Origin of the sequence: Streptococcus sp. Marseille-P7376, from assembly GCF_902460385.1 — a bacterium.
GTDB classification, from domain to species: Bacteria; Bacillota; Bacilli; order Lactobacillales; family Streptococcaceae; genus Streptococcus; species Streptococcus sinensis.
In genome coordinates, this window is record NZ_CABPTS010000013.1 from 1 (window position 1) to 25,940 (window position 25,940).

19 protein-coding genes, 1 other RNA gene and 2 pseudogenes are annotated in these 25,940 nt (G+C 43.5%); 19 read left to right on the top strand and 3 right to left on the bottom strand.

Features of this window, described 5'->3' with window-relative positions:
• Positions 1-142: pseudogene (locus FZ952_RS07325) on the top strand (IS481 family transposase); the annotation flags it as partial.
• 135 nt (positions 143-277) lie between these two features.
• On the top strand, positions 278-1,096 hold the full coding sequence (locus FZ952_RS07330) for an ADP-ribosylglycohydrolase family protein (RefSeq protein WP_148881171.1): 819 nt from the start codon (positions 278-280) through the stop codon (positions 1,094-1,096).
• A 76-nt stretch (positions 1,097-1,172) separates the two neighbouring features.
• Here the strand turns inward: FZ952_RS07330 and FZ952_RS07335 are convergent, their stop codons facing one another.
• The 3 genes from FZ952_RS07335 to gshAB form a co-directional block, all read right to left on the bottom strand.
• Positions 1,173-2,429, bottom strand: coding sequence for a toxic anion resistance protein (locus tag FZ952_RS07335; RefSeq protein WP_148881172.1), 1,257 nt, complete (start codon positions 2,427-2,429; stop codon positions 1,173-1,175).
• Between the two features lie 24 nt (positions 2,430-2,453).
• On the bottom strand, positions 2,454-3,299 hold the full coding sequence (locus FZ952_RS07340; protein ID WP_148881173.1) for a hypothetical protein: 846 nt from the start codon (positions 3,297-3,299) through the stop codon (positions 2,454-2,456).
• Between the two features lie 248 nt (positions 3,300-3,547).
• A complete protein-coding gene (gene gshAB, locus FZ952_RS07345; protein ID WP_187423892.1) occupies positions 3,548-5,800 on the bottom strand; it encodes a bifunctional glutamate--cysteine ligase GshA/glutathione synthetase GshB in 2,253 nt (750 codons plus the stop codon).
• Positions 5,801-6,060: 260 nt separating this feature from the next.
• On the opposite strand from gshAB, the gene FZ952_RS07350 reads away from it, so the two are divergent.
• The 17 genes and pseudogenes from FZ952_RS07350 to FZ952_RS07435 all read left to right on the top strand — a co-directional run bounded on the left by FZ952_RS07350 (position 6,061) and on the right by FZ952_RS07435 (position 25,823).
• The gene (locus tag FZ952_RS07350; protein WP_148881175.1) at positions 6,061-7,353 is read left to right on the top strand and encodes an adenylosuccinate synthase; all 1,293 of its coding nucleotides are present in this window, start codon (positions 6,061-6,063) and stop codon (positions 7,351-7,353) included.
• Between the two features lie 213 nt (positions 7,354-7,566).
• Entirely contained in the window at positions 7,567-8,211 is a 645-nt protein-coding gene (locus FZ952_RS07360; RefSeq protein ID WP_148881176.1) for an HAD family hydrolase, read from the top strand.
• Positions 8,212-8,350: 139 nt separating this feature from the next.
• Positions 8,351-9,928, top strand: a pseudogene (locus FZ952_RS07365) (ATP-binding cassette domain-containing protein).
• A gap of 297 nt (positions 9,929-10,225) precedes the next feature.
• On the top strand, positions 10,226-10,693 hold the full coding sequence (gene tadA / locus FZ952_RS07370) for a tRNA adenosine(34) deaminase TadA (protein ID WP_187423890.1): 468 nt from the start codon (positions 10,226-10,228) through the stop codon (positions 10,691-10,693).
• Between the two features lie 38 nt (positions 10,694-10,731).
• An RNA gene (gene ffs, locus FZ952_RS07375) (signal recognition particle sRNA small type) lies at positions 10,732-10,817 on the top strand.
• Positions 10,818-11,141: 324 nt separating this feature from the next.
• The gene (locus FZ952_RS07380; protein WP_148881178.1) at positions 11,142-12,491 is read left to right on the top strand and encodes a glucose-6-phosphate isomerase; all 1,350 of its coding nucleotides are present in this window, start codon (positions 11,142-11,144) and stop codon (positions 12,489-12,491) included.
• 122 nt (positions 12,492-12,613) lie between these two features.
• On the top strand, positions 12,614-14,146 hold the full coding sequence (glpK, locus tag FZ952_RS07385; RefSeq protein WP_148881179.1) for a glycerol kinase GlpK: 1,533 nt from the start codon (positions 12,614-12,616) through the stop codon (positions 14,144-14,146).
• A gap of 241 nt (positions 14,147-14,387) precedes the next feature.
• Entirely contained in the window at positions 14,388-15,065 is a 678-nt protein-coding gene (locus FZ952_RS07390) for a response regulator transcription factor (protein WP_148881211.1), read from the top strand.
• On the top strand, positions 15,043-16,383 hold the full coding sequence (locus FZ952_RS07395; protein ID WP_148881180.1) for a sensor histidine kinase: 1,341 nt from the start codon (positions 15,043-15,045) through the stop codon (positions 16,381-16,383). The genes FZ952_RS07390 and FZ952_RS07395 overlap by 23 nt, the downstream gene beginning before the upstream one ends.
• A 206-nt stretch (positions 16,384-16,589) precedes the next feature.
• Entirely contained in the window at positions 16,590-17,129 is a 540-nt protein-coding gene (locus FZ952_RS07400; RefSeq protein WP_148881181.1) for a PepSY domain-containing protein, read from the top strand.
• 355 nt (positions 17,130-17,484) lie between these two features.
• Complete coding sequence (locus FZ952_RS07405; RefSeq protein ID WP_148881182.1) at positions 17,485-18,834, top strand: hypothetical protein; 1,350 nt, start codon at positions 17,485-17,487, stop codon at positions 18,832-18,834.
• A gap of 78 nt (positions 18,835-18,912) precedes the next feature.
• On the top strand, positions 18,913-19,572 hold the full coding sequence (locus tag FZ952_RS07410) for a hypothetical protein (RefSeq protein ID WP_262366346.1): 660 nt from the start codon (positions 18,913-18,915) through the stop codon (positions 19,570-19,572).
• A 290-nt stretch (positions 19,573-19,862) separates the two neighbouring features.
• Positions 19,863-20,561: a 2,3,4,5-tetrahydropyridine-2,6-dicarboxylate N-acetyltransferase gene (gene dapD, locus FZ952_RS07415; RefSeq protein WP_148881183.1), complete on the top strand. Its 699-nt coding sequence runs from the start codon at positions 19,863-19,865 to the stop codon at positions 20,559-20,561.
• A 91-nt stretch (positions 20,562-20,652) separates the two neighbouring features.
• Positions 20,653-21,786, top strand: coding sequence for an N-acetyldiaminopimelate deacetylase (locus FZ952_RS07420; protein ID WP_148881184.1), 1,134 nt, complete (start codon positions 20,653-20,655; stop codon positions 21,784-21,786).
• Between the two features lie 20 nt (positions 21,787-21,806).
• Positions 21,807-22,343 (top strand): 5-formyltetrahydrofolate cyclo-ligase, encoded by a 537-nt coding sequence (locus tag FZ952_RS07425; protein ID WP_148881185.1) that lies wholly within the window; start codon positions 21,807-21,809, stop codon positions 22,341-22,343.
• Complete coding sequence (locus tag FZ952_RS07430) at positions 22,327-23,010, top strand: rhomboid family intramembrane serine protease (RefSeq protein ID WP_148881186.1); 684 nt, start codon at positions 22,327-22,329, stop codon at positions 23,008-23,010. Before FZ952_RS07425 ends, FZ952_RS07430 begins: the two co-directional genes overlap by 17 nt.
• A gap of 311 nt (positions 23,011-23,321) precedes the next feature.
• On the top strand, positions 23,322-25,823 hold the full coding sequence (locus FZ952_RS07435; protein ID WP_148881187.1) for a C69 family dipeptidase: 2,502 nt from the start codon (positions 23,322-23,324) through the stop codon (positions 25,821-25,823).
• Positions 25,824-25,940 lie beyond the last annotated feature (117 nt).

Genomic DNA, 25,940 nt, shown 5'->3' on the forward strand with positions numbered 1-25,940 from the left:
TCTCCAGTTCTATTCCTATGACGATCTCATCAAACAGATGGGGCGCTATCTCTACAAATCCAATCGATTGCCCATGCAAACTTTAAACTGGATGTCACCTATCGAAATAAGAAAAACTCTACAAGGAACTAGCTCCTTGTAGAGAATACCATATCAAGTTTTTAGATAACTTTAGTTTGGTCTCACATCATTGACAAACGTACACTGTGCTTGTTTTTGTTTTAGATTTTTTCTTTAATCGTGCTATAATCAAGTTAAAATAGAAAGGAGCGAGTTGATGAATCAGGATTTAAAGATAGCTGTTTATGGCCTAGCAGTGGCGGATGCTTTGGGAGTACCCTATGAATTTCAAGAAAGAGGGAGCTTTGAAGCGACCGGTATGACTGGATACGGCAGTCATCAACAGCCAGCTGGGACATGGTCGGATGATACCAGTCTTGTTTTGGCGACCTGTGATTCTATCAGGGAAAAAGGTAAGATTGACCCTGTCGATATGCAGCAGCGGTTTAAACATTGGCTCTTCGAGGGAGCTTACATGCCAGATGGCTTGACCTTTGATGTAGGAAATGCGACTCGCGAAGCTTTGACAAGAGGACACGGTCTATCTGATGAATGTTCCAATGGAAATGGTTCTTTGATGCGGATTCTGCCCCTAGTCTTTACGGCAGCTGGTCCGTCTGATATTGAAGCTGTTTCCAGTATTACACATGCCCATGCGACTTCCATAGAGGCCTGTCAGCTTTATGTGGATATTGCTCGTAGGCTCTTAAAAGGTCAGCAACTATCGGAAATACTATCAGACTTAGAGACTAGCACGACCTATGCTCGTTTGCAAACTTTAGCAGAGCTGACCGAAGATGACATTCGCTCTAGTGGCTATGTGGTAGATACCTTGGAAGCAGCACTTTGGTGCTTACTGACTAGCACTTCTTATCTGGAAACTGTCCTGAAAGCTGTTAATTTGGGCGATGACACTGATACAGTAGCAGCAGTTGCTGGCGGATTGGCTGGTATCATCTATGGTTTGGAAGGGATTCCTGACAACTGGTTAGCCCAGCTGCGCAATAAAGAACTGTTGGAAAGCTGCTTGTTTTAAAGGGATAATCGGAAGACAGGACTGTATTGATCATTTAAAAAGTAAAACATTAAAAGAGCCATCCAGGCTCTTTTACTTATTCTGTAGTTAATTCTTTCTGGGCTTCCTTGCCTTGATCCAGCAGGGTTTGGATAATCTTTTGATCACGCAGTTTAACAGAGTTGTTGATGGTCTCTGCAGACTGGATAACAGTAGCTTCTAGCAGAGCGCGTTTTTCCCGTCCTTTATCAATGGCTTCGATAATGCCTTGATTTTGAGCAACGAGGCTTTCTGCTAGCTTGGTGACAGACTCAACAGCGATAGTAGGACTTTGGGAAATCTGTTCCAGCTGAGGAATGACTTCCTTGCTCGTTTCGGCGAGCATTTGCAGGGCAGCGTTATTGGCATTCGAGATGGCGTCAGCTACCTGACCAGACTTCATGGATTGCTGGAGAATGCCTAACTGGGCGATAGACAGTTTCATAGTTGGAATAGTATTTCGACGGAGCATTCCAAGCTTTTGGCGCATATCAGAGGAAACCTTGACCAGATTACGCATCTGAGGAGTGGTTGCCCAAGCCACATAGAGACGGCTGACATATTCAGTGTGTTGCTGCTCTAGAGTATTGACCACCTCTGTCATTCGGGCTAATTCTTGTGATTTTACTTGGTAGTCAACGGTTGTCATATCTAACTGAGCAACTTCAGCCTGCAGCTTGAGCGCTCGATTGCCAGATTCTTGCTCAGCAGCTTCGATAAAGGAAATAACTCCGACTAGGTTTTCAATCGATTTGGTATTGTCCTCAATCAGCATTTCAGCAGAAACAATATTGCGAGCCAGAACATCTTCTTGTTTGACGACGGTTGCAGCCATGCCGTCCATTTTCTGCTCAATATTTTGTGAGTCAAAATAGAATTCTTGAAGAGTGTTTTTGCTCTGTTTGAAGAGTTTTTCCAGGAAATTAGGCTTTTTGTCTAGTTCTGCTACTTGAGCATCCTTGTATTTTGCGACAAAGCCATTGAGTTCTTTATTGGTATTTTTTAAAAGCTCATCTACCTGAGGAATTTGTAATTTTTTCTGCTCGGCTAAGATACGATTGACGGTGCTGTTGACTTCTTCGACAGCAGATTGGCCAAAGTCTAGCAAGGCATTTTGGTCCGATACGAAATTATCCACCAGTTGAGGGGCTTTAGCTGTGATCGCACTCTGTTGCTCAGGAGTCAGTTTTTCCAGAAAAGTTAGCTGGCCATTTTCTTGGGTCGTATTGGCTTCGATGATTTCTGTTGTTTTATCACTTTTGCTGATAGCATTGTTAGCAATTTTATCAATGTCAAAATTAAATTCTAGGCTCATAGTTTCTCCTTTGGTTTATCTAGCTTAAAAGCCGGGGTCTGTTTGCTTTTCTTTGTCTAAGATACGCAGGCTAATGTCAAAATCCCTCAAATCAGCTTCATTTAGCTGGCGCAGCGCTTCGTCTAGGTCCAAGTCAAACTGCTCGATGGCTGCTTTGGCCTTGGCTAGCCGCTCCTCAGCATTGTAAAAATCTTTGGGAGAAGCTTTGATTTTGAGGTAGCCTTCTAAAATATCTTCGTAGTGCTCCATCTGTGACTGATGAATGGCAGTCAGCTCCTCCTTATTATTGCTTTCGGATTGAGAGATTTTTTGCAGAATGGCCTCATGGTCAATCTGAATATTGCGAACCGTAGCGGCTAATTCTGGTGCTAGCTCTTCTAGACTAGTTTTCTTGGGCTGCGCTTCTTTTCGTTTTTTCTCTCGTTCAATCTTTTGTAGCTGTTCGTCTATTTCATCGGTGACAGTACGAATTTTGGTCTGGATTCGCTGGTAGACAGAGGCAGGAATTTCTCCCCGTAAGTCGTTAGCAGTATTTTTGATATAGGTGAGCTGGGGAAGAATTTGTAGAGCTAAATCTTGATAGCTTTCTTGGTCGCCATCTTTTTGGTAGCTTTCCAATTTTTTAATGCGGCGGTCGGCCTGCCCAATCTCTGATTTCAGATATTCAATACGACCGATGCTGTTTTGTTTAGCTTCAATACGATCTTTTCTCTGGTTATGGTAACGATAAATCCCATATCCAACAGCTCCCAGAATAGCAATGGGGAGCAGATAACTGGCCACTATTCCAGAACCAAATACAAATATAAGTATCCAAAACCAGCTAAACCATTCCGGTTGCTGGTTAGAATCATCATTTCTCCTCGACATGAACCTTTCTCTTTCTACTCAATATGTTATCTCTATTTTAACATAAAAGCTGATTTTTGAAGGATAAAGAGTGCAATGATTTTATATATTCGGATGCGCTTTTAGATTTGCTGAGAATGTTTGCGTAAGCAAGAAAGAGATTTGCTTCCTATCACGAAAGCAAGCCTTGTTTGTCGAGCGAAAGGTTCATTGTTTATTGCAAGTAGACAAGCAAAAATCGCAAGGAATCCCCTGCGATTCTTGTTTTATCAGTCCATTTCTGGGAAAAGTTTGGCTAGTATTTTCGGGGTGATGCTTTGTCCCGGCCCCTCAGCACAATAGGTGTGCATATACATAGAGGGGTTGAAGTTGAGCTCGATGCAGGTGCAGTTGGGATTTTCCTTTGTGGAAATAGCAGAGCTGTCAGGGATGATCAGGTCAACGCCACAGGCCCAAGCTCCCATAGCTTTTGCCATGTCAGCAGCAAGTTCCTTGTAAGATGGGTGCATGCTGTCTGTGACATCGATCGAGTCTCCGCCAGTAGAAATGTTGGAATTGCGCCGCAAGTCAACCTTGACTCCAGCAGGTAGAATATCATCTGGTCCATAGCCTTGCTGGTCCAGCATGAGCAGTTCAATGTCTCCCAGTTCAATGATTTCAAGCGGTGAACGATGGTCTCGTCCTCGCAAGGGATTGTCATTTTTGATGGCAACCAATTCTCTCACGGTATGCTGACCGTCTCCGACGACATTGGCCGCCACTCGCAAGAGGACTGCTTGGCACTGACCGTCTAAGACAAAGAAACGGTACTCCGTTCCAGCGATAAATTCCTCCACCAAGACGGCGGCGTCTTCTGAAAAAGCAATCTCCAAAGCCTTGCCATAAGCTTCCAGACTAGCCGGTTCTTGGAAGATAGAGATGCCCAGTCCGAAATTGGTTGACTTGGGCTTGACAACAATTTGTCGGTCTTTAATCAAAGGGTAATAGGTCAAGCCTTCCTCAAGGGAAGAAAACTCCGCCCCAGCAGGGACAGGAAAGTTAGCTGCCGTCAAAATCTTTTTGGTGACCGTTTTATTGGCCATGGCCAGAGGGATGACATAGTTATCCTTGGAAGTCATGTTGCCGTTCTTGACATACTCCACATGCTGACCATGCCAAAGTTTGAGAAATTGGTCATTTTCATCTAGGATTTCGAGATGGAGGCCTTTCTGGAGAGCGTCAAACATAAGCATCTGAGTGGATAATTCCATATTTTCATAGCCTTTGAGGGCATAAGGAGCAGTCCAGATATAATCCCGATATTCTCGCGCTTTTGCAAGTCCAAATGTTGATAGGGAATTCTTCTCAATATGAGGCAATAATTGGCCTGCCAGAGTCAGTTTGGGATCAGCCAGTGCAGCTTTGACTTGTGCCAGTAATTGGTGATAGGAGTCAGGCAAATTGAAATGCTGAATCACATGTTCCATAGCTTGGAGAAGGAGAGAACTGTCGGCTTCTGCAGGTAGAGGAGTCAAGGGGTGAGCTAAAGCGATAGCATCGTTGAGAGCAAAAGCGGCTTGTAGCTGCTCATCACTATCCGTCACATCATCCAGCCACAACAGGGCCAAGAGAAAGAGATGGACTGTATCCAAAGTTTCCTGACTGATGCACAAGGCATCAAATGGATTGAGGTCGAAACAGCGCAGTTCCAAGTAAGTAATGCCTTGTTCTAGATAATCTCGATTTCGTTTTTGCCCGCGAAAGCGTACGGGCGAGTAAAATTCCTTTTCTGCACTTAGGTCGCCAGACTCGACATAGGCCTCGATGTCTGAGATATAGCTTTCCAGCGAGCGAAATGACACATGGATATGCTCGTCATTGACGTAGCCGTAATGGCTATTGCGGAGTGAACGGACAAGAGCATCGGGCGGATTATCGTAAAATCCAGCTTCTGCCAGAGGAGTTGCTCCATAAAGATAGGTTAGCAGCCAGCGGAAACGCAGGAAATTGCGAGCCAATTTGAGGTAGAGAGCATTTTTGAAATCTTTGAGTGATTTGAAGCCACTAACTTTAAATAGCGCAGCAATCAGATCTTTCCCTAGCTCGATATTGTAGTGAATGCCGGAAATGGTCTGGAGCCGTTTGCCGTATTTTTCTGCTAGACCTTGGCGGTAACGGAGCTCGTATGTATTTTCAAGGTGAGCGATCTCAATCTCGTCTTCTCGAATTTGCGGCGGCATGGACAAGGGCCACATGAGTTCTTCTCTGGAAATGGAGCGCCCGGCCACATCGGTAATAGCTCCCAGAAGCCGGCGGACTTCCCGAGTCGAAGTGGCAATGGGGGTAATCAACTCTAGCTGCTGCTCGCTAAAATCCGTCTGGATATAGGGATGAAAATTGCGAGAGCCCAAACAGTTAGGATGGGGAGTCTGAGCCATTTTTCCTGTTTCTGTCACGCGCAGCGATTCTCTTTCCAGGCCAAAAGTTGCTTGTAAGATAGGGCTGGCTGGGTCTAGCTTTTCTAATAACCGTTCAATTGTCATCATTCTCTTCCGTTCTTGATATGGTACATTCAGTCTATTACAAAAAAAGTCAGAAAACAACTATTCGCTACGTTTCTAGGAAATTTCCGAACTTTTCTTTTTATCTGCTTTATTTATTGGGGGAAAATCCAAATTTACAAACTGTTCAATCTTGAAAAAAACTCAAAATTTTCTTATAATGAAGTGTAAGATACGTTTGCAGGTGAAACTCCTGCCTTGTAGATTAAGAAAGGAAGAGCTCTCGCGGCTCAGACGAAATTATGACATCAGTTGTTGTTGTAGGAACCCAATGGGGAGATGAAGGGAAAGGGAAAATCACCGATTTTCTTTCGGCCAATGCTGAAGTGATTGCTCGCTATCAGGGCGGTGACAATGCTGGCCATACAATTGTAATCGACGGGAAAAAATATAAATTGCATTTAATTCCGTCAGGAATTTTCTTCCCAGAAAAAATTTCAGTAATCGGAAACGGGATGGTGGTCAATCCTAAATCTCTGGTCAAAGAGCTTACTTATTTGCATGAGGAAGGCATTACCACAGACAATCTGCGGATTTCAGACCGCGCTCATGTCATCCTGCCCTATCACATCGAGCTGGACCGCCTGCAAGAGGAAGCTAAAGGTGACAATAAAATCGGTACGACGATCAAGGGAATCGGCCCTGCCTATATGGACAAGGCTGCGCGTGTTGGTATCCGTATTGCAGACCTCTTGGATAAAGACATTTTCAGAGAGCGCTTGGAGCGTAATCTAGCTGAGAAAAATCGCCTCTTTGAGAAATTGTACGATAGCCAAGCCATGAACATCGACGATATTTTTGAAGAATACTATGAATACGGTCAGCAAATCAAGCAGTATGTGACTGACACATCTGTCATCCTCAATGACGCTCTGGATCAAGGCAAGCGTGTCCTCTTTGAAGGGGCTCAAGGCGTCATGCTGGATATTGACCAAGGTACCTATCCGTTTGTAACTTCGTCTAATCCAGTTGCCGGCGGGGTGACGATTGGTTCAGGTGTTGGTCCGAGCAAGATTGACAAGGTGGTTGGTGTCTGCAAGGCCTATACGAGCCGTGTCGGTGATGGACCGTTCCCAACGGAGCTTTTTGATGAAGTGGGCGATCGCATTCGCGAAGTGGGTCATGAATACGGCACAACGACTGGCCGTCCGCGTCGTGTGGGCTGGTTTGACTCCGTTGTTATGCGTCACAGCCGCCGCGTATCAGGAATTACTAACCTTTCCCTCAATTCCATTGACGTTTTGAGTGGTCTGGATACAGTCAAAATCTGTGTGGCCTATGACTTGGATGGGGAGCGAATCGACCATTACCCAGCAAGTCTGGAACAGCTCAAGCGCTGCAAGCCAATCTATGAAGAATTGCCAGGCTGGTCAGAAGACATCACTGGTGTCCGCAGCCTAGAAGACCTGCCAGAAAATGCCCGCAATTATGTCCGCCGCGTCAGCGAGCTGGTTGGCGTTCGCATTTCGACCTTCTCAGTAGGCCCTGGCCGTGAGCAGACCAATATATTGGAAAGTGTTTGGTCTAGTTTATAAGCAAATGAAGACAGAGGCGGGGACAAAAGTCCTAGCCTCTCAATTGTCTTTGGATTGACGAGCAAGACGCAGTGGTTGAGTGGGCTCTACTACGCTGATTTCATCAGCTTTTACAGCCCTACTCAACTGTGCGGAGGTGGGACGACGAAATCGAATTCTAACGAATTACCGATTTCTGTCCCACTCTCTTTTTGAAAACAGAAAGAGGAAAAAATGTATCAAACGATTTTATTTGACCTAGACGGTACCTTGACCAACTCAGAACTAGGTATTACCAACTCGGTGGCCTATGCCTTAGGAAAATATGGGATCCAAGTGCCAGACAAGAAAGCATTGAGAGTTTTTATCGGTCCGCCCTTGCAGGATTCTTTTGAGCGCTTTTATGGATTTTCTAAGGAAGAATGCTTAAAGGCCATTGACTACTATCATGAGTACTTTTCCGAAAAAGGCCTTTATGAAAATGAGGTCTATCTAGGCGTTCCAGACTTGCTGGCTTCCCTGAAGCAGGCTGGTAAACAGTTGATTGTCGCTACGTCGAAACCTGAAGAATTTTCCATTCAAATTCTCAAACACTTTGGTTTGTATGACTATTTTGACTTTGTAGCTGGTGCGACCATGGACAGAAAACGTAGTAAAAAAAGCGATGTTATCCAGTATGCCTTAGAGCAAAATCAGATTACAGATTTGGCACATACCATCATGATTGGAGACAGAGAGCACGATGTGCTTGGCGCTCAAGCGCAAAAGCTTGATTCTATCGGTGTCCTTTATGGCTTTGGTAGCAGAGAAGAATTGGAAGAAGCTGGCGCCACCTATATTGCCCAAAAAGTTAGCGATATTGCAGCTTTTATCGGCTAATCTTTTAGATATTCTTGATTTACTATTTCAAAAAATGTATAATGAGTATAAATAAATTGCATATATAAAAAAGCGATGATGTGAATTTGTCACGATATCTATTAGAATCTGCACTTTTCTATTTTGATAGGTGATAATTATGAGAAATATTTACAAGTACATAGATAAGAAGTACCTTTTTCCTATTTTTCTAGGGCGTATTGTGAATAGTGGTTTGGTGTTGGCGCAACCTCTGATTTTAACGAAGGCCTTGAAGTTGGATCAAGACGGCCTTTCTTATGAAAAGATTCTCAATTTTGCTTTATTTGGTTTGTCCGTCTATCTTGTTATCTATAGTCTGATGCTATTTTCAAACCATTCGCATAATATATTTCGAAGGGAAATTAACAAAAGTATCCGTGCCCTTTTATTTAAAAAGGTCATATTGAATCCTAAATTTTCCAATGATGAAAAAGTTAGTCTGCTAACTCAAGATATGGAATATGTGGGCGATAATTATTTAGAAAATATAAATGTTATGGTGAGTTGGGGATTTGTTGCCCTTGTTACAGCCATTTATATTGTTTCACAAAATTTTCTCTTAGGACTTATTTTTGTCATTTTTACGATTATGAGACCCATTCCTCAGTTCATCATGAATCGTCGTTTATAAGATTCAGGAGACAGCTGGTCCAAACTTAGAACAAAATTACATGGGCTTGTCTCAGATAGTATGCAAGGCAGTCAAACCTTACGGATTAATCAGGCCATGAAGCTGAATGAAGAGCGAGTGAATGATGTAAACGGAGAATATCAAAAAGCCATCCAAAGATTTTGTTTCACACATAATACTATTTTTTTCTTTAATGGTTTTATGGTCTTTTTTAGTCAGGTTGTTCCTCTTGCTTTAGGATTTTATTTGAGCTTACAGGGGAAATCTATTTCCATCACAAGCCTCATCTCTATGTATGTGGCTGCGGGGATGTTGGTCGAACCGATCCAAACTCTGATGTACAGTGCAGCCAATCTCCAAGGTGCCCTGCCGACTGCGAACCGTCTGTTTAAAATTATCGAAGAAGAACCTGATTTTGAAGAGACAAAGGATCAATTTGTCGAAAATCTTGAATCTTTGCGCTTAAATCATATTTCAAAAAGCTTTGCTGGACGTCAACTTTTTTCTGATTTGACGGCAACGATTTCAGTAGGTCAGAAGGTCTTAATCAAAGGGCCGAGTGGATCTGGAAAGACGACTCTTTTTCGCTTGATTTTAGGAGAAGAAGCATGTGATGAGGGAGACATTTTCGTTCAGTATGATGGAAATCAAATAACAAGTCATTTTCAAGGGAATATCGGTTTAATTAGTCAGCATCCCTTCCTCTTTAACGATACTATCCGCTATAATCTAACTTTTGGTCAGCCTTTTCAGGATCATGAATTATTGGAGGTATTGGACCGAGTTGGCTTAATAGATGAATTTCAGGATATTTTGAATGTAGAGATTCATAATAATGGTGAAAACATTTCAGGAGGTCAACGTGTCAGATTAGAGTTAGCGCGTTTTCTCTTACGTGAGAAGGATATTTTATTAGCGGACGAAGTGACATCAGCTTTGGATGAAAAAAATAGTCGTCTGGTTAGAGACCTGATCTTTTCTTTACCGATCACTGTGCTGGAAATAGCCCATCATATTGATGAAGAAGAGCGCTATGACCAAATCCTTGAGTTACGTAAAGAATGAGAGAGATCACAATAGTTGCTTCTGCGACAAAGAGTAGTAAGCCAGCACTTTGTCTGATATTTTTGAGATTCTAAGTGGCGATATTTCCAAAATCATCAATATTCAGAAAGCTTAAGCTTTATTTAAGATAGACCAGCTATACTAGAAGCATGAACAAAGACCTCCTAACTTTGTTTAAACCTCCTAAACTTTTTCATAATAATCTCCCATAAGAGTCGCCCAATCGGCGGCTTTTTTTGTGAGTCCTAAGCTGCCTGTGGTATAATGAACAAAGAAACTAAAAGGAAGAAGGAAGAGATGGACTACACGATAGAGGAAAAAGAGATGTTTATGAGGGAAGCTCTGAAGGAGGCAGAGATTGCCCTAGCCAATGATGAAATACCGATTGGTTGTGTCTTGGTCAAGGATGGTCAAATCATCGGCCGCGGGCATAATGCGCGTGAGGAGCTGCAACGAGCGGTCATGCATGCGGAAATCATGGCGATCGAGGAGGCTAATCAGCAGGAAAATAGCTGGCGCCTACTAGATACGACGCTTTTTGTCACGATTGAGCCCTGCGTCATGTGTAGCGGAGCTATCGGTCTGGCTCGCATTCCCAAGGTGATCTATGGGGCGAAAAATCAGAAATTTGGAGCTGGGGGTAGTCTTTACGATATTCTTACGGATGAGCGGTTGAATCATCGCGTAGAGGTTGAAAGCGGCCTTTTAGAAGAAGAATGTGCGGCGATTATGCAGAACTTTTTCAGAAATCGCAGGAAAAAGTAGAGAAAATTAGCCAAAAAAGAAAGTTTGTGTTATACTAATTAGTGGAGCAACAGTTCTGCGTGAAGCGGGTCAGGGGAGGAATCCAGCAGCCCTAAGCGATTTGAACTGTGTGCTCTTTTTCTATGCCTCTTAACGAATCAACTCCGAAGGAGGAAGATGAGTTTAGAGACATTGACGTAGTTTGAGCGAAGCGAGAACTAGGTTCCAATGTTGAATCAATCAAGCCTAAAGGACGCTGAAAATCTCAACCTGCTCTTGAAATTGGGGGCAGGAATTTTCTGGTAAAAATAGCAGATTGCGCAAACGATTGCGTTCGCTTCTGGTAAAGGTTTAGCAAATTTGTTGAAAAATTAATAAATTACAAAATGAAAGCGTTTTATTACAGGAATTGCTTGATAAAAAAGTATGAAAGCGATATGATAGAGGTGAAGAATAAAGGAGGACCACCATGACACATATTAAATTTGATTACTCAAAGGTGTTGAACAAGTTTGTTGCACCACACGAGGTAGACTACTTACAGTCTCAAGTCACTGTAGCAGATGAGTTGATTCGTAAGGGAACTGGAGCAGGTAGCGACTTTTTGGGTTGGCTGGATTTGCCAGAAAACTATGATAAGGAAGAATTTGCCCGTATTTTGGCGGCAGCAGAAAAGATTAAAGGTGAGAGCGATGTTTTGGTCGTGATCGGTATCGGTGGATCTTATCTGGGTGCCAAGGCGGCTATTGACTTCCTCAACAACCACTTTGCTAACTTGCAAACAAAAGAAGAACGCAAGGCCCCACAAATCCTTTATGCTGGGAATTCAATCTCCTCTACTTACCTTGCTGACTTGGTAGAGTATGTCGCGGACAAAGACTTCTCAGTAAATGTGATTTCTAAATCAGGTACAACAACTGAACCAGCGATTGCCTTCCGTGTCTTTAAAGAGCTTTTGGTTAAGAAATACGGCCAAGAAGAAGCCAACAAACGGATCTATGCAACAACTGACCGCGTCAAAGGTGCTGTGAAAGTTGAAGCAGATGCCAACGGTTGGGAAACTTTTGTTGTGCCAGATGACATCGGCGGACGCTTCTCAGTCTTGACCGCTGTTGGATTGCTTCCAATCGCAGCTTCTGGAGCAGATATCAAAGCCCTTATGGAAGGTGCAAAGGCTGCACGCAAAGATTACACTTCAGACAAGATTGCTGAAAATGAAGCTTACCAATACGCAGCCGTTCGTAACATCCTTTACCGTAAAGGTTATGCAACTGAAATTTTGGTAAATTATGAGCCATCACTTCAATACTTCTCAGAATGGTGGAAACAATTGGCTGGTGAATCAGAAGGGAAGGACCAAAAAGGGATCTACCCAACTTCAGCAAACTTCTCAACTGACTTGCACTCACTTGGTCAATTTATCCAAGAAGGAACTCGCATCATGTTTGAAACAGTTGTCCGTGTTGACAAACCACGTAAGAACGTGATTATCCCTACCTTGGAAGAAGACCTTGACGGACTCGGTTACCTGCAAGGTAAAGACGTTGACTTTGTAAACAAAAAAGCAACGGACGGTGTTCTCCTTGCCCACACAGACGGGGATGTACCAAACATGTATATAACCCTTCCTGAGCAAGATGCCTTTACTCTTGGCTACACAATTTACTTCTTCGAATTGGCCATCGCCCTTTCAGGTTACTTGAATTCCATCAACCCATTTGACCAACCAGGTGTTGAAGCCTACAAGAAAAATATGTTTGCCTTGCTGGGCAAACCAGGTTTTGAAGAGCTTGGTGCAGAATTGAATGCACGCCTATAATGCAGCATGGAACCTTCCTTCGGGGAGGTTTTTTGTGATTTCTTCACAAAAACCTTCTAAAAGAATAGCAAGAAAGCGCTTTATTTTGTATAATGGAAGCAAAGACAGAATGGAGGCTTTTTATGCTGCAAGAAAAATACATTATGGCTATTGATCAGGGAACGACTAGTTCCAGAGCTATTATTTTCAATCATCGGGGCGAGCAGGTCTGTGCCAGTCAAAAGGAATTTCGGCAGATTTTTCCTCAACCAGGCTGGGTGGAACATAATGCCAATGAAATTTGGAACTCGGTTCAATCGGTCATCGCGAATACCTTTATTGAAAGCGGGATTAAGCCAAGTCAGATTGAGGCTATTGGGATTACAAACCAGCGGGAGACGACCGTGGTTTGGGATAAGGAGACGGGTCTGCCCATTTACAATGCTATCGTTTGGCAGTCACGGCAGACAGCTCCGCTGGCAGAAGAGCTCAAGCAGCAGGGTTATACGGAATTTTTTCATGCTAAGACGGGCCTAGTCATCGACGCCTACTTTTCAGCTACCAAGGTTCGTTGGATACTGGATCATGTGGAGGGGGCTCAAGAGCGGGCAGAGCGAGGTGAGTTGCTCTTTGGGACCATTGATTCCTGGCTGGTCTGGAAGTTGACAGATGGTGCTGCCCATGTCACAGATTATTCAAATGCAGCTAGAACCATGCTCTATAATATTAAGGATCTGGCTTGGGACAAGGAAATTTTAGAGCTTCTCCAGATACCTTTGGCGATGCTGCCGGAGGTTCGCTCTAATTCAGAAATTTATGGCTACACCAAACCTTATCACTTCTATGGCGGAACAGTGCCCATTTCGGGCATGGCTGGAGATCAGCAAGCAGCCTTGTTTGGGCAACTGGCTTTTGAGCCAGGTATGGTCAAAAACACCTATGGGACTGGATCTTTTATCATTCTCAACACTGGCAGTGATATGCGTCTGTCTCAGAACAATCTCCTGACGACCATCGGTTATGGTATTGATGGGAAAATCACTTATGCTTTAGAGGGGTCAATTTTCATTGCGGGCAGTGCGGTTCAGTGGCTGAGAGATGGCTTGAGGCTGATTGCTACTTCAGCAGAGTCTGAGCAGTGTGCTCAGCAGTCGCAGAATGAGGATGAGGTCTATGTGGTGCCGGCCTTTACTGGCCTTGGGGCTCCCTACTGGGATCAGAATGCTCGAGGGGCTGTCTTTGGCTTGACTCGGGGAACTTCTAAAGAAGACTTTGTTAAGGCGACCCTCCAGTCGATTGCCTATCAGGTCAGAGACATCATTGAGACGATGGAAAAGGACACTCAAACACCTATTCAGCTCCTAAAAGTAGATGGTGGTGCTGCCATGAACCAGTATCTCATGCAGTTTCAGGCGGATATTTTAGGAATTGAAATTGCCCGTGCTCAAAATCTGGAAACGACAGCTCTAGGAGCAGCTTTCTTAGCGGGTCTGGCAGTTGGCTACTGGAAAGACTTAGAAGAGTTGAAACAGTTAAATGCTGTCGGCCAGAGTTTTGCTCCGCGGATGGAGCTGGCGCGGAAAGAAAAGCTCTATCAGGGCTGGAAAAAAGCTGTTGCAGCAGCTCAATTTTTTGCGGCTGAGCAAGTAGAAATGAGTGAGAGATCTCCGCTTTAAGTTTTAAATAGTAGAACGACAGCTGCTTACAGGCAGCTGTTTTTCGTTTGACTAATCGAGGATGGCAGCAGTTTTCCTTTTTCTGGATCTATGTTACAATCAGAGGAGATGTAGTAGCATTGTGATAGATTTTCATCTAGCTACTAGAAACCCAATCGGCTTAGTATTTTTTAAAAGTCGTGATTATTACTCTTTGGACGCAACTGGAAAAACAGAAGGCCAAGATTGGAAAGGAGTCCTGATGAAGTTATTGTTGGTGGAAGATGAAGTGGATCTGAACCGTAGTTTGACCAAGCTTCTCAAGAAAGAGCACTTTAGTGTGGACAGTGCTTTTGATGGGGAGGAAGCCTTAGAATTTTTGGAAATGATGGACTATGATTTGATCATTTTAGATATTATGATGCCTCATATGGACGGCTTTGCCTTTCTGGAGAAGATCCGTCAGGCTGGACGGCAGGTCATCGTCTTGATCCTAACGGCCCGTGACAGCTTGGAAGATAAGATAAAGGGCTTGGACTTGGGAGCAGATGATTATCTGGTCAAGCCTTTTGAGTTTGAGGAACTCTTGGCTCGGCTGCGGGCTCTTTTGCGGCGAAAGCAGCGTGAACTAATTAGTCAGAAAATTGATCTGGGTCATGTAGTCCTGGATTTGACTAAGAAGGCAGTCCTGAAAGATGATCAAGTCTTAGATCTGACAGCCAAGGAATACGAAGTGTTGGAATACCTGGCACGCAATCTAGATCATATTCTGTCGCGGGAGCAGATTCGGGACCATGTCTGGGATTTTGACTATGAAGGAGAATCCAATATCATTGATGTTCTGATTAAAAATATTCGCCGCAAAATCGATCAGGATAAGAAGCAGTCCATTATTCACACCAAGAGGGGAGTAGGCTATGTTATCTGGAGCTCGGAATAAGGAGAAAAAAGGCAGTATAGTTCTACGCATTACTCTTTGGTACAGCAGTTTTCTCTTTGTCTTTATTCTAGTTCTGCTGGGGCTGGCTTTTCTGCTGTCCAGCAATCTGGCAGATGCGGCGGCCAAGCGGGAACTGATTGAGTCAGCCACGGAAATCAGCCAGCAGCCTAGTGAGTATGAGGTTATGGATGATGGAATTTTTTATTCTATCTATGATAGTTCGGGAAACCTTGTTAGAAAAAGTCTGCCATCAGGCTTTGATGAGACCCTTCCCTTCAACCAATCGGTCGTGACGACTGTGACAGTTGCTCAAAAGACATATCTTTACTTTGATATCGAGATGAAAAATGGCGGTCAGTGGCTGCGGGCGGTAACTATGAGTAGTCATACCAATCATGAATGGATTGATTATCTGACAGCTCTGGCCTTCATTTCTCCATTTCTCTTAGTTTTGATCATTGTTGGTGGCTATGGAATTCTCAAGAAAGCCCTGAGGCCGGTGGATCAGCTATCGCAGACGGCAGTGGAAATTCGCAAGAGCGGAGACTTTTCCAAGCGGCTGACTCTGAAAGATAAGGATGATGAGCTGCACCGTCTAGGTCAGGCTTTTAATCTCATGTTGGACTCGCTGGAGACTTCCTTCCAGCGGGAAAAGCAGTTTAACCATGACGTCTCCCATGAATTGCGGACACCGGTGGCGGTTGTTTTATCGGAGAGTGAGTATGGCCTTCATTATGCGGAAAGTCTGGATGAATCCAAGGAATCTTTTGAAATCATCAACCGTCAGACCAAGCGCATGAAGGAGATGATTAGCCATATCTTGGATTTGTCCATGCTTGAGAATCAGCCGGCTCTTGTCAAAAAATCCCTGTCTCTGTCTGACTTGCTGGCAGATAAGCTGACAGATTTTCAGAAGCTAAGTCAGGAGCGCGGGCTTGTGTTAGAAGCTGCTATAGATGAAGATTGCTGGATTGTTGGTGATGAGCTTCTGTTGCATCGGCTCTTGGACAATCTGATTAGCAACGCCTTGAAATTTACCAAAGACCATATTGAGCTGTCCTTGCAGAAGCTAGACGGTGTCTGTCAGCTGACAGTGGCGGATAATGGTCTTGGCATCCCTCCATCTGAAGCTGATAAAATCTGGAATCGTTTTTACCAAGTCGATCAAGCCAGAAATAAAAACAGCCGAGAAGGAAGCGGCCTGGGACTAGCCTTGGTTCGAAAAATCGCCGATTTGCACCAGATCCAGATAGAGCTGGTGTCAGAGCTTGGCCAGGGAAGTCGCTTTATCCTGACTTTTCAGCTAGAGAAGAAATAAAAGACTTTTAGAATTATTTTTTAAATTTCCTCAAAATTCATTTTAGGTTCATTTAGTCCTTGTACAATATAAGTATCAAATGACTAACATTTGATAGCTCTCCCCTTTGAAATGAAAAGAATGGTCTAGGATGCATTAACTGAAACGGTGTTTTCTTAGCCTGATTTTGATTTTCTAGGGTCAAGTTGTAGAAGGAAGGACCAACCATGAAAAAACTAAAAGGAATTTTATTAGTCGGTTTGGTAGTAGGAATTTTAGCAGGTGGAGCGGCAACTGTTGTTTCAGCCGATTCAGCTAAGCAAGCTACTCGGATTCAGGCGGCAAGCCTAACTCTTTCAGACGCTAAGGCGATTGCCTTGCAGACAGCTGGTTCAGGGAAAGTCGTTTCTATTGATTTAGACGGAAATAAAGCTGGTGCTGTATACTATGATGTAACAGTATTGGACGGCTTTACAGAAAAAGAGTACAAGATTGATGCTCGAACAGGAAGCATTCTCAAAGCCAAGGAAGAGCCAATTGATGACAATGAGGACATGCAACTGACTCAGACCAATGTGCAATTGACCTTTGAAGATGCTGAGAAGATTTTGCAGCAAAAATACCCTCAAGCCCATGTTTATGACGAAGAACTGGATATTTGGGGCGGTCAGGTAGTCTATAAGCTGGAAGCTCTGAACGGTACGCAAAAGATCAAAATGACCATTGATGCCAACAGTGGGAACATTTTGAACGAAAGAATTAAATAATATCGTTGGTATATAGTTTGGAATTGCTTTGTTGGGCACGGACGAGAGTTCGTGCCTTTTTGCTTGTGTGCTTTCAAGCTAAGCCAGTTCAAAATATGATATACTGGAATAAAGTTATATTAGCATGACAAGTTTCACGCTAGGCTACTGTCTTCAAACAGTTGTTTTATAAAAGGTAGCCACCCTGATAGTTTGTGTAGCTAATGACTGCTTAACGGTGTATGCAGTCGCGGGATGTTGCCCCCAGTATGAATGTTATAGAAAAGAGAATAGCAGCATTCAGCGGGTAGGAATTGTGAACTGTTAATAGAGTCGTCTTTTCAATGATAGAAGAGTCAATAGATGAGGAGGAGTTATGGGAAAAAGAAATCTGGAAGCTTTGAGGCAGAAACATCAATCAAAATTCAAGAATGCTCAAACGAAAAAGCCAGCAGATAGCCATTCATCTTTTCTATCCAAATGGAAAACCAAGGAAGACCAAGACATTAAACCGTCTGCGGGATTGCAAGAAGCGCAGAGAGGGGCAGAAGAAAATCAAGCTCGTCCTTCAGGTTCGTCTCCATCAAAAGTGGTATTTCCAATAGATAGCTCAAGCAATGAGCCGTCTGCTGTCTCTTCGATAGAGGACAAAAACGACTATGGGGCTAAAACAAGTCCTCAAGACCAGCTGGTGTTTTCTGAGCAGTTAGCAGGAGTTCAGCAGGTGAAGGAGCCTCTGTCGCTTCTATCACAGAATTTGTTGGAATTAAAGCAGAGGGAGCTGAAGCGTCTCATTTCTAGTTTAGAATCACTGAAAGCTAAAAAACAAAACCAAGTCCTTCGTGGAAATCAAGCTAGCCAGCCGGTGTCAGGCCTTATAACGGAAGCAAAGCAGACAAAGCTTTCTCCGCGAATAAGCACTAATGAGCTTGCTAGAGAGATAGATAAAGTAGAGTTTAAGAAGAAAAAAACAGGAATCTTTTCTAGGATATGGATGATGGTACTTTCTAGTTTGGGGATTATGACTTTTTTGGCTAACGCTGGAATAACGTGGCTAGAGATGGAAAAGGTAAAAGATAAAGAAAAAGCTGCAGATATTTCTCGTATGTTAGACTCATATGGTAAGGATCAAGATTTAAAATCTGATAATCGTCCAGAATGGATTGCTAAAAAAGAAGAGTATCAGTTTCATATTACCTATGATGATATTACTTCTTTGTTCTCAGGCTTCACTTCATCGGTTCCAAATCTGACAAAGGTTGACAAGGTGGTTGCAAAGTTAGGGAAAGCTGAGTCTGGAAAAGAATTGGATCAAGATGACCCAATCAAGACGATAGCTTTAGACTATTCACAAGCAGGGACGGAAGCGAAAGTTAGCCTCTCTTTTAAGAGCCATTTTGGTTCTTCTGAAACTCCTAAGTTACAGTCCCTAAAATGTACGCATCTCAGTAGTGCGCAACTGCCTAACCGAAATGCTCAGCTCACTCGTCAAGATCTTTCTGGTATAGAGAATGGGAAGACCTATCAGGAGATTGTCAGTCAGTTGGGACTTCCAGAGCGCCTCGATTGGAATGGGGGAATCTTGAGCTATACCACTTTATCGATTTCTTATCGTTTGGAGGATGGCCAGGAGGTTAGTTTTTCTTTTGAAAAAGATGACACTCAGAGCTATCGACTGAAAGACAGCTCAGGTTTGGCAAGCGAAGCAGGAGAAGCGGGTGCTTAGTAGCGCTTATCTAGCAGGAAAATCAGCCGTTTGTAGAAAGGTAATGAGCAATCAAGTTTTTAGTTGATAGGTGAAAAGGTGAAAGATAGAAATTTAGAAACATTGAGGCGGGAGCATAAATCCAAGTTTAAAGCCAGAAACACTTCGTCGGTCAAGAATCAGCGGGAAAGGGGAGGAGCTGACCTCGAACAGACAAAGGCTTTATCCAAACCAATTCATAAAACGAAGTCTAGGAAACTAAAGGTATCACAAAAATCCCCTTTTTTCAGGGTAGTGAGTGCTGTCGCCCTGCTAGGTGTTGTGATAGGACTACTCGTCCTAATTGGGAATTGGACAAATTCTCACCGAAAGAATGAGTTCATAAGCACAGAATCAAAATATACTTCTCCAGATGCTAAATCTTTGGATTGGGAACAAATGGATTTTATAAACTACACTATTGAAGAGGATGAAGATAAAAATATTACAGTGTCTGACTTTGTCAAACGGTATGGGTTAGCTAAAAGCAGCGAAGATATGACAATGGGGCAGAAAGATAAATTATTGTCACTTACTTACACTCTAGCGGGAGGGGGATTTGCGTTTTTTCAATTTTGGGATTTTGGTTCAGGTCTACATCTTGCTAGCGTTACTTACTATACAGATAAAAAAGAAGAGTTGTCAGATGAGGAACTTTCCTTTCTTAAGGAATTGAAATCAGACCCAGAAAAAGGAATGAGTGATCAAGGAATCCTATAATATTTGAGGCCTCCAAAAAGTTACACAAAAAAATAGGCATTAAGGGTTATTACTCTGTGACCATGGTCTACAAAGTATTAGATAGTACTTACTACTATTTAGAATTTTCAGAGGGTAAGGATGGGAACCTGCATTTGAAAAATATACAAGTCTCTGAACAGGAGATAATAAGTCCTTCCTAAGAAAGTCAAAACGAAACGACTGAATTGTGTTATAATAGAGAAATAAAAGAGATAGGAGAGGGAACTTTCCTCTCCCAACAAAGATAGAAAGAACAAAGAGGTGCCACCATGTCTGCTACGAAAATGAACGCTCAAGAAATCATCAAATTTATCTCTGATGCCAAGAAAAAGACTCCTGTCAAAGTAACCTTTAACGGGGCATTGCACGGTTTTATTCCTTGGTCTGTTGTGAAATTAGGCAATGTTCTTTTTGGAGACTGGGAAGAAATTAAGCCACTCCTAGTGAACTTAGAGGAAAATAAGACCTATGTCGTTGAGCAAGATGCTCGTAACTCGGCTGTGCCGCTTCTGGACAAGCGCGACATCAATGCCCGTATTGAGCCGGGTGCCATTATCCGTGACCAAGTCGAAATTGGTGATAATGCTGTTATCATGATGGGGGCAGTCATCAATATCGGTGCGGAGATTGGTGCCGGAACCATGATTGATATGGGTGCTATTCTGGGCGGCCGGGCTATTGTTGGCAAAAACAGTCATGTCGGTGCTGGTGCTGTTCTGGCGGGAGTCATTGAGCCGGCTAGTGCTGAGCCAGTTCGGGTTGGAGACAATGTACTGATTGGTGCCAATGCGGTTGTGATTGAAGGTGTACAAATTGGCAGCGGATCGGTTGTTGCGGCTGGCGCGATTGTGACCCAGGATGTCCCGGAAAACGTAGTGGTTGCTGGCGTTCCAGCACGAGTTATCAAGACCATTGACGAGAAGACTCAGCAGAAGACAGCTCTGGAAGATGCCTTGCGTACGCTCTGATTTTAGTTAACAGAATATTGCCGCCCTTGAATGTCATCAGGGGCGGTCTAGCTCTTAGTTTGCTCTGACAAGATTTTAAAGGAAAGAAACGATGCTTGATTATCTGAAAATTCGCCGTGATTTGCACCAGATACCGGAAATCGGTCTGGAAGAATACAAGACCCATGCCTATTTGATGCGGGTTATTAATGGACTGACAGCAGGTCTAGACTTTGTGGAAATCCGAACTTGGCGGACGGGTATTTTGGTCTTTATCAAGGGAAGTTCACCGGATAAGACGATTGGCTGGCGAACAGATATTGATGGTCTTCCGATTGTGGAGGATACAGGACTGGACTTTGCCAGTACCCATGAAGGCCGGATGCATGCCTGCGGACACGATATGCACATGACGGTTGCCCTAGGCCTGCTGGAGCAAGCTGTGAGCACTCAGCCTACCCACAATCTGCTCTTTCTCTTTCAGCCTGCAGAGGAAAATGAAGCTGGCGGTATGCTCATGTATGAAGACGGTGCCTTTGGCGACTGGCTGCCAGATGAATTTTACGGTCTCCATGTGCGACCGGACCTCAAGGTCGGCGATATTGCCACTAACAGAGGAACGCTTTTTGCTGGTACCTGTGAAGTTAAGCTGACCTTTAAGGGGAAGGGAGGCCATGCGGCCTTTCCTCATGAAGCCAATGATGCCTTGGTAGCGGCTAGCTACTTTATCACCCAGGTGCAGACCATTGTCAGCCGCAATGTCGATCCTATCGAGGGAGCGGTTGTAACCTTTGGTTTGCTCCATGCTGGCACGACCAATAATGTCATCGCAGAAACGGCCTTTTTGCATGGCACCATTCGGACTCTGACTCAGGAGATGAACCTCTTGACCCAGAAGCGTTTACGGGAAATAGCAGAGGGCCTAGCTCAAAGTTTCGGTTTGGAATTGGACTTGGAGCTTAAACAAGGCGGCTATCTGCCTGTGGAAAACCATCCTGATTTGGCAGACGAATTGATGGACTTTTTCCAGAAGGAAGAAGGAGTGCAGTTGATTGATATTGCGCCGGCTATGACAGGTGAGGATTTCGGCTATCTGCTCAGTAAGGTAAAGGGTGTCATGTTCTGGCTGGGAGTGGACAGTCCCTATGCCCTCCATCATCCCAAGATGACACCGAATGAGGCAGCACTGCCCTTTGCTATTGAAAAGATTGGGAAATTCCTAGATTATAAAATCAACGAAAGATAAGGAAAGGGTGGACGAGCTGCATGAAAAAAGAGCTGAGACAAACTGTACTGAACCAGATGAAGAAACTTTCAGGAAAAGAAAAAGAGCAGGCAGATAGCTGGCTGACCCAGCGCTTTCTCAGTTCAGCAGCTTATCAAAACGCTCAGGTTATCGCTACCTATCTTTCTATGCCGCATGAAGTCTCAACTGCCGCCTTTATCAAGCAGGCTCGGTTGGACGGCAAGCGGGTTTTAGTGCCCAAAACCTATGGCCAGGGTCGGATGATATTTGTGGACTATGATGAAAGCCGCCTGCAAAAGAGCTCTTTTGGTCTTATGGAGCCGATGAGTGAAGAGACTGTGGACAAGACGGAGATTGATCTGATTCATGTGCCGGGCGTTGCTTTCAATTCTCAAGGTTTTCGGATCGGTTACGGCGGTGGCTACTACGACCGCTATTTGGATGATTATGAGGGGACGAGTGTCAGCACCATTTATCAAATCCAGCAAGCGGATTTTACGCCAGCCCAACATGATGTCGCAGTAAAGGAGTTAATCATGTATGAAACAAATCTATGATAGAAATTATCCAGTGACAAGCACTTTGCTTATCGCAACAAGTCTTGTCTTTGTCTTGATGATTCTTTCTTACGGTTTTCAATACAGCAATTCAGAAGCCTTGTATCACTTTGGAGCCGTGCACGGTTACACGATCCAAGCGCTGCCGGAGCAGTTTTGGCGGGTTTTTGCTGCCATTTTTATCCATATTGGCTTGGAGCATTTTGTGGTCAATATGCTGACGCTCTACTTCCTTGGCCGACAAATAGAAGCCATCTTTGGTTCTTGGAAATTCTTGATACTTTACCTGATGTCGGGGGTGATGGGGAATTTATTTGTTGTCTATTTTTCACCCAGTAGTCTCGCAGCTGGGGCTTCTACCTCACTTTTTGGACTTTTTGCTTCGATTGTCGTGCTTCGTTATGCTACGCGAAACTACTATCTGCAGCAGTTGGGTCAATCCTATATGACTCTGCTAGCTGTCAATTTAATCATGAGTTTTTTACCGGGAATTAGCCTTCCAGGTCACTTGGGTGGTCTAGTCGGCGGAGCTTTAGGGGCTGTAATTTTACCAGTGTCAGGAGAGCGCTATGCTTTTAGCAAGTCTCAACGGTTTTTAGCACTGGCAGCCTACCTTGGATTAGCAGCTATTCTGATTTTTCTGAGCTTTCAACGACCAATTTTTTAAGAAATGAACTCAAATACCGCTTTAAAAAAGCGGTATTTTTTATAACTGCGACTTTTGATAGAGTAAGGATTTTTAATTCTTAGAGATTATAATATTTTATAAATTTTGCTTTTACTTGATTCGCGTACATATAAATGAGCAAACGCTTTGAAAGCTTTTATTTTTTTGTGTATGTTTTCTCTATTTTTTATCTGTAAAGCGTATAAATAAACATTTTTGAAAGCGCTTGCAAAGGCGGAATGAAAAGGGTATACTATGATTGATGAAATAAAGGAAGTTTAGGACTTTCAAAAAATAAAAAGGAGTTAACGATGAAGAAGTTAACATTCAAAGTTGTCATTGCTATAATGGTAATTCTCTTGTTGCCTATTCAGGCTGTTCAAGCCTGCTGTGGTTTCATTATTGGTCGACAGTTGACCAAGGATGGAACGACACTTTTTGGTCGGACAGAAGACTACCCTTACTATCCAAATGGCGGGAAACACAACAAAAACTATGTTGTTGTAGATGCGAAAACCTATAATGAAGGGGATCAAATCCAAGATGAGTCCAATGGTTTCACTTATCCTCACGCTGCTAGCGAGATGAGATATACAGCGACCTATGACTCTGCTCGAGGTGATGGTAGTAATGGAGCTTTTGGGGAACATGGCTTTAATGAAGCTGGTGTTTCTATGACGGCAACTGTTTCAGCTAGTCCCAATAAACAAGTATTAGCTACAGACCCTCTAAAAGCGGATGGACTTCCAGAAGCAGCCATGCTGGACGTGATTTTGCCTCGTGTGAAAACAGCACGTGAAGGGGTTGAATTACTGGCCAAAGTGATCGAGGAAAAGGGTTCGGCTGAAGGCAATATTGTTGTCTTTGCAGACGAAAACGAGACCTGGTATATGGAAATCCTTTCTGGACATCAATATGTAGCCGTGAAGGTACCAGAAGATAAATATGCAGTATTTGCCAATACCTATTATCTTGGTCATGTAGATTTGACAGATACAGAAAATGTCATTGCGTCAAAAGATGTTGAAAAAGTAGCCAAAGAGTCTGGAAACTATCAAACAGATAAAGACGGAAATTTCCACATTGCCAAATCATACGGACCTGCTAAATATGCTGAAGGAGATCGTTCTCGGACCTATGCAGGGATTACTTTGCTAGATCCAAAAGCAAAAGTGACGTATGAAGACGATGAGTACGAACTTTTCCGCTCACCAAGTGATCCAGATAAGAAGTATACTTTGGAAGATGCTTTTGCTTTCCAACGAAACCGTTTTGAACACTTGAATGGACGCTTTGTACCAGATGATCAAATTGGTGTTAAAAAACAAGGTGATGATGGAAGCAAGGATGAAGTGCGTCAAGATCAGTATAAATATGCGCTTGGAAATGAAAACGTTATTGATGCCCATGTTTATCAGATCAATCCAAATCTACCAAAGACATTTGGTGGGACTGTCTGGCTAGGCTTGGGGCCTTCTCGGAATACTCCGTACGTTCCATTCTATGGGAATGTGAAGGATACTTATCAAGCCTTTAAACCTCGAACAGAAACCTATGATCCGAATTCTTGGTATTGGACTGTTTGGCACATTGACCAAATGGCGATTAACAACCAAGATCTCTTTGGAAAATCTATCCAAAATCATTGGAAAGCGCTCGAAGAACAGTTAATGATTGAGCAGAAAGTTAGTGATGCTAAATATGCAGCTTTGAAAGCAGATGAAGCAGCAGCTAAGGATGCAGAAGATCAGGTAACAACAGAAGCTTTGGCACGCTCAGAACGTCTCTTTAAGCAATTCAAACAATATGAAGCAGAGTTGTCTGCAACCTTGAAAGAAGCTGGAAGAACAGATGATCCGTATCGGGCTTCGCTTCCGGATGATTACAAGTATCCAGCAGATGAACCGAAACCGATAGAACCAAGTACAGAACCAAGCAAGGACGAGCCGAAGCCGACAGAACCAAGTACAGAACCAAGTAAGGACGAGCCGAAGCCGACAGAGCCAAGCAAGGACGAGCCGAAGCCGACAGAACCAAGTACAGAACCAAGCAAGGACGAGCCGAAGCCGACAGAACCAAGTACAGAACCAAGCAAGGACGAGCCGAAACCGACAGAGCCAAGTACAGAACCAAGCAAGGACGAACCGAAACCGACAGAACCAAGTACAGAGCCAAGCAAGGACGAGCCGAAACCGACAGAACCAAGTACAGAACCAAGCAAGGACGAGCCGAAACCGACAGAGCCAAGTACAGAACCAAGCAAAAATCAACCAAAACCGACTGTACCGACGACAAATGGTCGCCCAGTCCTTCCAACTAACTCATACATTTTAATAGATCCTGCCACAGGTATCATCTTGCAAAATCCAGATTTTTCTCAAGGTGGTTTTAGTTTAGTAGTTGGTGTTTTGAGTGATGTAGCAGCGCTGAAAGGGAAAGACTATAAAGCTTATGACATTCAGTTATCTAATCAAAATGGACCTGTTCATCAAATCAGCTCAACAGTCGTAACGATTCCAGTTGATCCAAACAAAGAAGTTGAAGCAATTGTTGCAATTGGAGAAGATGGCAAGCTAGAAAACTATCAGTTTACTCTCAATGCAGATAAAACAAAAGTCACCTTCACGACTAATCATTTCTCTGCTTATGGTGTTGTTTACAAATCAGCTCCAAAAGTAACGCAAAAGGAAAATGACAAGAAATTGCCATCTACTGGTCAAACGATGTCCATGGTAGGGATAATCGGAGGCGTCCTTCTGAGCGCACTTGGATTTGTCTTTTATTTAGAAAAACGCAGAAACCATAAAGCTTAATGGGACCTGCAATTGTTAGAAAAATAAAAAGAGCCTACTAAGTGTCCTGCCTCCAAAAGTTGGACAAATCATTATTGAAAGGATTGGATCCTGTACTGCACAGGACTCAGTCCTTTT

Excerpts from the sequence above, each read along its gene's own strand:
- FZ952_RS07405 (WP_148881182.1), top strand. The coding sequence starts at position 17,485 with ATGGGAAAAAGAAATCTGGAAGCTTTGAGGCAGAAACATCAATCAAAA.
- FZ952_RS07390 (WP_148881211.1), top strand. The coding sequence starts at position 14,388 with ATGAAGTTATTGTTGGTGGAAGATGAAGTGGATCTGAACCGTAGTTTG.
- FZ952_RS07330 (WP_148881171.1), top strand. The coding sequence starts at position 278 with ATGAATCAGGATTTAAAGATAGCTGTTTATGGCCTAGCAGTGGCGGAT.
- dapD (WP_148881183.1), top strand. The coding sequence starts at position 19,863 with ATGTCTGCTACGAAAATGAACGCTCAAGAAATCATCAAATTTATCTCT.
- FZ952_RS07425 (WP_148881185.1), top strand. The coding sequence starts at position 21,807 with ATGAAAAAAGAGCTGAGACAAACTGTACTGAACCAGATGAAGAAACTT.
- FZ952_RS07340 (WP_148881173.1), bottom strand. The coding sequence starts at position 3,299 with ATGTCGAGGAGAAATGATGATTCTAACCAGCAACCGGAATGGTTTAGC.
- FZ952_RS07400 (WP_148881181.1), top strand. The coding sequence starts at position 16,590 with ATGAAAAAACTAAAAGGAATTTTATTAGTCGGTTTGGTAGTAGGAATT.
- glpK (WP_148881179.1), top strand. The coding sequence starts at position 12,614 with ATGCTGCAAGAAAAATACATTATGGCTATTGATCAGGGAACGACTAGT.
- FZ952_RS07430 (WP_148881186.1), top strand. The coding sequence starts at position 22,327 with ATGAAACAAATCTATGATAGAAATTATCCAGTGACAAGCACTTTGCTT.
- FZ952_RS07350 (WP_148881175.1), top strand. The coding sequence starts at position 6,061 with ATGACATCAGTTGTTGTTGTAGGAACCCAATGGGGAGATGAAGGGAAA.
- FZ952_RS07435 (WP_148881187.1), top strand. The coding sequence starts at position 23,322 with ATGAAGAAGTTAACATTCAAAGTTGTCATTGCTATAATGGTAATTCTC.
- FZ952_RS07360 (WP_148881176.1), top strand. The coding sequence starts at position 7,567 with ATGTATCAAACGATTTTATTTGACCTAGACGGTACCTTGACCAACTCA.
- FZ952_RS07335 (WP_148881172.1), bottom strand. The coding sequence starts at position 2,429 with ATGAGCCTAGAATTTAATTTTGACATTGATAAAATTGCTAACAATGCT.
- tadA (WP_187423890.1), top strand. The coding sequence starts at position 10,226 with ATGGACTACACGATAGAGGAAAAAGAGATGTTTATGAGGGAAGCTCTG.
- FZ952_RS07420 (WP_148881184.1), top strand. The coding sequence starts at position 20,653 with ATGCTTGATTATCTGAAAATTCGCCGTGATTTGCACCAGATACCGGAA.
- FZ952_RS07380 (WP_148881178.1), top strand. The coding sequence starts at position 11,142 with ATGACACATATTAAATTTGATTACTCAAAGGTGTTGAACAAGTTTGTT.
- gshAB (WP_187423892.1), bottom strand. The coding sequence starts at position 5,800 with ATGACAATTGAACGGTTATTAGAAAAGCTAGACCCAGCCAGCCCTATC.
- FZ952_RS07395 (WP_148881180.1), top strand. The coding sequence starts at position 15,043 with ATGTTATCTGGAGCTCGGAATAAGGAGAAAAAAGGCAGTATAGTTCTA.